At 66.9% G+C, this 7771-nt stretch carries 8 protein-coding genes and 1 pseudogene; 5 read left to right on the forward strand and 4 right to left on the reverse strand.

Translation table 11 applies throughout. From position 1 onward, the window contains the following. The 3 genes and pseudogenes from ACXMYJ_RS28120 to ACXMYJ_RS28130 all read right to left on the reverse strand — a co-directional run. Positions 1–230, reverse strand: a pseudogene (locus ACXMYJ_RS28120) (HNH endonuclease signature motif containing protein); the annotation flags it as partial. A 530-nt stretch (positions 231–760) separates the two neighbouring features. Then, positions 761–1024 (reverse strand): ferredoxin, encoded by a 264-nt coding sequence (locus tag ACXMYJ_RS28125; protein ID WP_460359445.1) that lies wholly within the window; start codon positions 1022–1024, stop codon positions 761–763. Continuing rightward, positions 1021–2178 (reverse strand): Rieske 2Fe-2S domain-containing protein, encoded by a 1158-nt coding sequence (locus ACXMYJ_RS28130; protein WP_460359446.1) that lies wholly within the window; start codon positions 2176–2178, stop codon positions 1021–1023. Before ACXMYJ_RS28130 ends, ACXMYJ_RS28125 begins: the two co-directional genes overlap by 4 nt. A gap of 138 nt (positions 2179–2316) precedes the next feature. Here ACXMYJ_RS28130 and ACXMYJ_RS28135 point away from each other — a divergent pair, with 138 nt between their 5' ends. Then, complete coding sequence (locus ACXMYJ_RS28135) at positions 2317–3993, forward strand: 3-ketosteroid-delta-1-dehydrogenase (protein ID WP_460359447.1); 1677 nt, start codon at positions 2317–2319, stop codon at positions 3991–3993. Position 3994: 1 nt separating this feature from the next. Here the strand turns inward: ACXMYJ_RS28135 and ACXMYJ_RS28140 are convergent, their stop codons facing one another. After that, a complete protein-coding gene (locus tag ACXMYJ_RS28140) occupies positions 3995–4618 on the reverse strand; it encodes a PadR family transcriptional regulator (protein ID WP_396885436.1) in 624 nt (207 codons plus the stop codon). A gap of 192 nt (positions 4619–4810) precedes the next feature. On the opposite strand from ACXMYJ_RS28140, the gene ACXMYJ_RS28145 reads away from it, so the two are divergent. The 4 genes from ACXMYJ_RS28145 to ACXMYJ_RS28160 all read left to right on the forward strand — a co-directional run. Further along, positions 4811–5335, forward strand: coding sequence for a flavin reductase family protein (locus ACXMYJ_RS28145; protein ID WP_443187734.1), 525 nt, complete (start codon positions 4811–4813; stop codon positions 5333–5335). After that, the gene (locus ACXMYJ_RS28150; protein WP_460359448.1) at positions 5328–6878 is read left to right on the forward strand and encodes an FAD-binding protein; all 1551 of its coding nucleotides are present in this window, start codon (positions 5328–5330) and stop codon (positions 6876–6878) included. Before ACXMYJ_RS28145 ends, ACXMYJ_RS28150 begins: the two co-directional genes overlap by 8 nt. Continuing rightward, on the forward strand, positions 6875–7486 hold the full coding sequence (locus ACXMYJ_RS28155; protein ID WP_460359450.1) for a PaaI family thioesterase: 612 nt from the start codon (positions 6875–6877) through the stop codon (positions 7484–7486). Before ACXMYJ_RS28150 ends, ACXMYJ_RS28155 begins: the two co-directional genes overlap by 4 nt. Beyond that, positions 7483–7771 (forward strand): Zn-ribbon domain-containing OB-fold protein (locus tag ACXMYJ_RS28160; protein ID WP_460359449.1); only part of this gene is annotated, 289 nt, incomplete at its 3' end. The genes ACXMYJ_RS28155 and ACXMYJ_RS28160, both read left to right, overlap by 4 nt.

Raw genomic sequence — 7771 nt, forward strand, 5'->3', positions numbered from 1 at the left:
CACGATTTCGCACCCATCTGCTGCGGTGTCGCCTCAGTCTGCAACCGCGCCAGCAACCGATGACCCACCGCCGGCAATCGGCACGACAACGTCTCCAGTTCATCCAGGGCCGCAACAAGATCAGGCCCGGTCAACAAATCGACGTCACAGCCGGCCACCTCATCGAAGGCAGCCCGCAAAGCGGTCACCGCGCCGAGTAGGTCCCCACCTGACATACTTCGAACATACATTCGACCACCGACAAGTTTCGCGCAGCACACTGCCCTATCTCAGGCGTGATGTATCAGGACATCGGTGACGGTTGTCGGGTCTTGGGGCGTAGGCCGCGTAGTTGTCCGTTGCCGACGTATTTGATGCCGGGTGCAGCGCCCGATGAGGTTCTCGCCGTCCAGATTCGGCCGCGATAGTTGTGTCGTCGACGCTGACGACCAGGACTTGTTGGGATGCGACGTGCGCGTCGACTCTGCCCATGGAGCTCGCTGTGCGGATGACGGTGTTGGAGGGCAGAATCACGTGCTACTGCGCTCGGGGGAATTGTTATCGACTCGGGCGACAGAACGCCCCGCGCGGCGCATCGTAGGGCCACCGGGAGATCGCCAGGCGCATACGAGGAGTGTCACCGATGTCTTGAGAGATAACACGCGCAGCCCGCTGCCATCTCTCAGACGTCGGTGACAGTGTGGGTGTGGTCTTGTGGCGACACTGCCGGGCCCAGACTGAGCCGCGCGCCATCGTCATCGACGGCCTACTCCGCTACGCACTACGTGTCAGATAGGACTCGCAGATTCCCCTGCAGCACAGCGGATTCGATGGATTCACGCAGGGCAAGGCATCCTGACAGGAAACCCTGAGCAGTCCGCATCGCATCTCGACGCCTGTCACAAAGCGCGAGTGAAGCGGCGTCCCACTGCACGCTGGTCTGCTCCCAACTGCTCTTGCGGACCAGCACCCGCGCCCCGCACGCCTCGCAGTCGACCGGCTGCATCGGTGCGTCGGCGAGCCGGTTGTCGGGGCGGACGCTCATTTGGTCAGGCCCACCAACCTCGGCAGCCGGCCCGCCGCCAGATTCGCCTCCACCTCTTTCATCCATGCCTCGCGCGGACGGGTGGTGTCGATCTCGAATTCGAAGCGGTCGACCATGTCCGGGGTCACGTCGGCAGCGTCGACGTAGAACTGCTCGTACCATCGGCGCAGCTGATACACCGGGCCGTCCTCCTCACACAGCAGCGGGTTGTCGATGCGCGCCTTTCGCCGCCAGATCGCGACGTCCTGCTCGAAACCCATCTTGACGAAATCGCCCAGCGCGACGGCCATCTGGGTCGCCGAGTCCTCCGGCAGCGCGTCCGACTTCTCCACCGTGATGCCGTACTGCAGCACAAAGGACTCGGCGTCGATCGGGTAGTGGCAGTTCAACAACACGGTGCGCTGGTCGCCGTGCTCATAGTGATAGGTCAAATCGTCGATCATGAAAGACGGCCCGTAGTACGACGCGACGGAGGTGGTGCCGAGGATCTTGGCCCCCTCTCCGCTGCCGAGGTCGGGGCGGGCATCACTGCGGTAGTACTGCGTGGCGACATGGCCCTCGAAGACGTTCTTGAACCCGGTGGGCAGCCCCCCGTGGATGTAGAAGAAGTGCGCCATGTCGACGACGTTGTCGATGATCTCGCGACAGTTCGTGTGCACCACCGTGGAGTACCAATGCCAGTCGGTCCACCCGTCGGTGCCGACACCTTCGATACGGGGAATCGTGACGTCGGCAGGCGGAGCCTTCTTCTCCGGGTCGTTCCAGACGAACAGCATGCCGTCCTGCTCCATGGTCGGCCACGTCGCGGTGCGCGTGAGCTTGGGCACGCGGCGGCTGTACGGGATCTGCTTGCAGCGTCCGTCACCGCCCCACCGCCAGTCGTGGAACGGGCACGCGATCTCGTTGCCCTTGACCTCTCCGTCGGACAGGTCCCCGCCCATGTGCCGGCAGTACGCGTCGAGCACGTTGATCGCGCCGTCCTCGCCGCGGAACACCACCAGCTTGGTGCCAAATCCGTTGACCGGGTGTGGCTTTCCGTCACCGAGATCCCGCGTCAGTCCCAGGCAGTGCCAACCGCGCGCATACCTGGTCGGCGCTGCCTGCGCCTCGATCTGCCGGACCTCTGTGGCACTGTCGGGCTGCAACGTAGTCATCGCCGGCCATCCTCACTGTGATCGCTTGCTTCTGGCGAAACTCCGTTGTAGCACCGGTGTTCACGGGTGAGCTGTCCGGTGTTCCACTGACCGGGCAACCCCGGCGACACGTGGGCCACCGCCTTCGAGAATCACCCGGTGACATCTCGGGAGAACTTCACCGTCGATCTGCTTGTCGTCGGATCCGGCACCGGCATGGCCGCCGCCCTGGCGGCACGAGAAGCCGGGCTTTCGGCGTTGATCGTGGAGAAGACGCCGTACGTGGGTGGATCGCTGGCCCGCTCGGGAGGCGCGTTCTGGATGCCCGGCAACCCGATCCTCACCGACGCCGGCTCCGGCGACACGGTCGAGTACGGCCGCACCTATGTCGGCACACTGGTCGGCGGCGACGCTCCGCTCGACCGGGCACACGCCTTCGTGGACCACGGTCCTGCGACCATCGACATGTTGCGCCGCACCACGCCGATGAAGTTCCAGTGGGCGAATGGCTATTCGGACTACCACCCCGAAAAGCCTGGCGGCAGCGCTGTCGGACGCACCTGCGAATGCCGGCCGTTCGACACCGCGGTGCTGGGCCCCGCACTGACCCGCCTGCGGCCCGGGGTGATGGAATCCGACTTCCCGATGCCGGTCACCGGCGCGGACTACCGTTGGCTGAACCTCATGGCCCGGATGCCGCGGAAGTCGTGGCCGCGCATCCTGCTGCGCGCGTTCCAGGGCATCGGCGGCCTGGCGCTGCGACGCCGCTACGCCGCCGGGGGTCAGGGCCTGGCGGCAGGCCTGTTCGCCGGTGTGCTCGACGCGCAGATCCCGGTGTGGACCGACTCGCCCATCTCCGAACTGCTGGTCGACGGTGACCGGGTGACCGGCGCGGTGGTTGACCGCGACGGCACCGAGGTCCAGGTCACCGCCCGTCACGGTGTCGTCCTGGCCGCCGGGGGTTTCGACCATCTGATGAGCTGGCGGCACAAGTTCCAGTCCGAACGGCTGGGCGAGCATCTGAGCCTCGGTTCGGAGGGCAACACCGGCGACGGAATCCGCTTGGCCCAGGATCTCGGTGCGGGCACCGCGCTGATGGATCAGGCGTGGTGGTTCCCGGCATTCGCTCCGCTGCCCGACCGTGACCCGACCGTCATGCTGGCCGAGCGGTCCCTGCCGGGTTGCCTTCTGGTCGACCAGAACGGCCGGCGGTTCATCAACGAGGCGACGGACTATATGACGTTCGGGCAGGAGCTGCTCCGGCGTGAACAGTCAGGCGACCCGGTCGAGACCATGTGGATGGTGTTCGACCAGCGGTACCGCAACAGTTATCTCATGGCCGCTGAACTGTTTCCGCGCATGCCGATTCCGCGGTCGTGGTATGACGCCGGTATCGCGCACCGCAGCGACGACCTCGCCGATCTGGCTGAGCGCATCGGCGTGCCACCAACGGTGTTCGCCGAGACGATGATCCGGTTCAACGATCTGGCCCGGGCGGGTGTGGACAGCGACTTCCAGCGCGGGGCCAGCGCTTACGACCGTTACTACGGCGACCCCACCATCGATCCCAATCCCAATCTGCGGCCGCTGGATTCGGGCCCGTACTACGCGGTCAAGGTCGTGCTCAGCGACCTGGGGACCTGCGGCGGCCTTCGGGCCGATGCCCGCGCCCGGGTGCTCCGCGAGGACGGTTCGCCGATCGACGGGCTGTATGCGATCGGCAACACCGCCGCCAACGCGTTCGGCAAGACCTATCCCGGTGCGGGCGCCACCATCGGGCAGGGTTTCGTGTTCGGCTACGTCGCCGCGCAACACGCCGCCGGCCGGCTCGTCTGAGTCAGTCCCCGGATTTCTCGGCGCCGGAGTCGGGCGAGTCCTCGGCGGCGATCCTGCGTTCGACCTCGTACCAGTATTCGCGCACCGGGAACTGGACGCCTTCCGGGCCGCCCTCGCCAAACGTTTCCTCGACGGCGTCGAGTTCCTTGATCATCTGCAGGGCCAGGTCCCGTTCGGCGGCGTAGTACTGCTCCGACCAGCGCAAGGCGAGGCGGGCGTAGGCCCAGGCAGGCTGCTCACCGGTCCAGCGCACCTCGGTGGCCGCCGCCTGCTGCAGCTGCTCGGCGTACGCGGCGTGCTCGGCGAGGATCTCCCGGAGCCGGCCCGGGTTCAGCAGATGCCCGAGCATCACCCGCAGCAACGGATTGTGTTTGAGTGTGGGCGGTTCCACGGAGTCCTCGTTGGCCCAGCGGGTGACCGCGGCCAGACCGCTCTCGGTGATTTTGTACATCCGACGGCTTCGGATGCCGGAGTCGACGCGCGAACTGAGCAGGCCGAGCCGCTCCAACCGCTTGAGCTCCGAATAGATCTGGCTGTAGGCCGGGCTGGAGTAGAAGAACCGGATCGCCCAGTTGATCCACTTCTTGATGTCGTAACCCGACAGCTCCTCACCGCCGGAGAGCATCCCGAGCAACGCCCAGCCGGTAGGCGAGACGCTCAGCCCTCCAGGCGCGTTGTCGTCATCCGTCACCGCCCAAGGCTAGCAACGCGCGGGAGTCCGCGTCGTGTCACTACCGCTGACCGGGAGAGCACATTGCGTCGGCGGTCGCAGCGGATGACAGTGATCCGACACCTGGTCGACTACACGAGGAGGGGTATGACCGTCGAGTTGACCGCGTCGCACCCGGGGCGTGCGGTACCGCCGCACACGTCCGAGATGCGTCGCGTCCTGGGGCACTTCTGCACCGGCATCGCCGTCATCACCGCCCATGACGGGGAGCGTGCGATCGGCTTCACCTGCCAGTCGGTCACCTCCGTCTCGCTGGAACCGCCCTACATCTCGTTCTGCCCGTCCCTGTCGTCGACGAGCTGGCCGCTGATCCGGCAGGTGGGCGCGGTGTGCGTGAACGTCCTCGCCGCAGACCAGCAGGACGTGTGCGCGCGGTTTGCGTCGCGCAGCGACGAGAAGTTCGCCGGGGTCGGCTGGCGTCCCGGCCGCAACGGCGCCCCGGCCCTCGACGGGGCGCTGGCGCGCATCGAGGCTGATGTCCAGGCCGAGCACATCGCCGGTGACCACTCCATCGTGGTGGCCGAGGTGACCGGCCTGTGGGCCCACGCCGAGCGCGGCCCTCTGCTGTTCTTCCGCGGCGGCTACGGCAGGTTCGGGGGTGCCCATGACTGAGGCTGCCCCGGGGTTCGAGGTCGAGTTCGATGTCGTCGTCGCCGGTTCCGGCGGCGGCGTCGCGGGCGCCTACACCGCCGCGCGCCAAGGGCTGTCGGTGCTGTTGGTCGAGGCCACCGACAAGTTCGGCGGCACCACCGCCTATTCGGGAGGCGGCGGGATGTGGTTCCCGTGCAACCCTGTGCTGCTGCGCGCCGGCACCGACGACACCCTCGACGATGCACTGACCTACTTCCACGCCGTGGTCGGGGACCGTACGCCGCGCGCCCTGCAGGACACCTACGTCCGCGGCGGGGCCGGATTCATCGAATACCTGGAGCAGGACCCGGCTTTCGACTTTACCGTGCTGCCCTGGCCCGATTACTACGGTTCGGCGCCGGGGGCACGCAATGACGGCTACCGGCACACCATCCCGGTCCCGCTGCCCGACAGCGCGCTCGGCGAGTACGCCGGACTGGTGCGCGGACCGCTGGACACCGAGCGACTCGGCGTCCCGGCACCCGATCTGCTCGTCGGCGGACGCGCGCTCGTCGGCAGATTCCTCGCAGCGATGGCGCAGTTGCCCAACGTCACCTGCTGGCGCAACGCACCGCTGACCGAACTGATCACCGAGGACGGCCGCGTCGTCGGTGCGGTGATCGAGCACGACGGCACTCCGGTGCGGGTAGGCACCCGGCGCGGGGTGCTGTTGGCCAGCGGCGGTTTCGAACAGAACGCCCAGATGCGCGACCAGTACGGTGTGCCGGGAAGCGCGAACGACACGATGGGCGGTCCGGGAAGCACCGGGCTGGCCCTCCGCGCCGCGATCGCGGTCGGCGCCGATCTGGACCTGATGGACCAGGCGTGGTGGTCTCCCGGGATGACGCATCCGGATGGACGCTCGGCGTTCGCGCTGTGGTTCACCGGAGGCATCTTCGTCAACCAGGACGGATGCCGCTTCGTCAACGAGTCGGCCCCCTATGACCGTCTCGGCCGCGAGGTGATCCGCCAGATCGACGCGGGCACAACGTGTTTGCCGTTCTGGATGATCTACGACGATCGTGCGGGATCCGTCCCGCCTGTCGGCGCGACCAACGTGTCGATGGTGGAAGAGGCGCAGTACCGCGCTGCCGGGTTGTGGCACACCGCTGACACGATCGCCGGGCTCGCCGAGGCCATCGGGGTTCCGGCTGGCGAGCTGGAGGCGACCATCGAGCGGTTCAACAAGCTCGCCGCGGCCGGAGTCGACGAGGACTTCGGCCGCGGCGCCGAAGCGTATGACCGGGTGTTCACCCAGGGCGAGTGCCCGCTGATCCCGATCGACACCCCGCCGTATCACGCGGCCACGTTCGGGCTGTCCGACCTGGGCACCAAGGGCGGTCTGCGCACCGACACCCATGCCCGGGTGCTCGGGGCGGACGGATCGATCATTCCCGGCCTGTATGCCGCCGGCAACACCATGGCAGCGGTGTCCGGCACCACCTATCCCGGGGGTGGCAATCCCATTGGGGCCTCAATGTTGTTCAGCCATCTGGCGGCGCTGGACATGGCGTCGTGGCAGTGAGCTACCCGATCAGCGGCGAGGAAGCTCGGCGCCTGGAGGACCTCTACGGTCCGCTGACGCGCTCACTGCGCAGGCTCATCGACGTGACGATCCGCAGCCAGGCCGATGTTGCCGACGTGCAGCAGGCGCACACGCTGATCGAGCAGGCCACGGCGGTGCTGAGCTCACGGCTGGACCCCGAACCGTTCGGAGTGCGGTCCACCACCGAGGGTGGAATCCTGACCTGGGGCAATGTCGCGATGGGTATACGCAACGCGATCGCGTTCCCGCTGCAGATCGAACACCATGAAAATGGCACGGCCACTGCGGATCTGCTGCTCGAGTCGCCTTACGAAGGACCACCCGGGCATGTCCACGGCGGCGTGTGCGCCCTGATCCTCGACCACGTGCTCGGCGCCACCGCGCACCGGCCCGGCAAACCCGCCTTCACCGGCACCCTGAACCTGCGCTACGTGGCACCCACCCGACTCGGCAGGATCCGGGCCGAAGCCTGGATCGAAAGCGAAGCCGACAGCAAATCCATTGCTGCCGGCCACATCACAAACTCCGAAGGGGTCGTGACAGTTAAGGCAGAAGGCATTTTCACTAGACCGAAAGCGAAAGCATGAAAGTCGACTCACGAACCAAGGCCGCGTTTGCTGGGTGGTTCGCCACCGATGGCGACGGCGACACCCATCTCATCGGCGGTAAGTGCACAGTGTGCGCGACCTATGTGTTCCCGCCACGGGAAACCAACTGCCCCAACCCGGCCTGTGACAGCGACACTCTGGCTCAGGTGCCGTTGTCGCGGCGGGGCCGGTTGTGGAGCTACACCGAGAACCGGTATGCCCCGCCGCCGCCGTATCCGTCCCCGGATCCGTTCGAGCCCTTCGCCGTCGCGGCGGTCGAACTGG

The organism is Mycobacterium sp. ZZG (genome assembly GCF_054786995.1).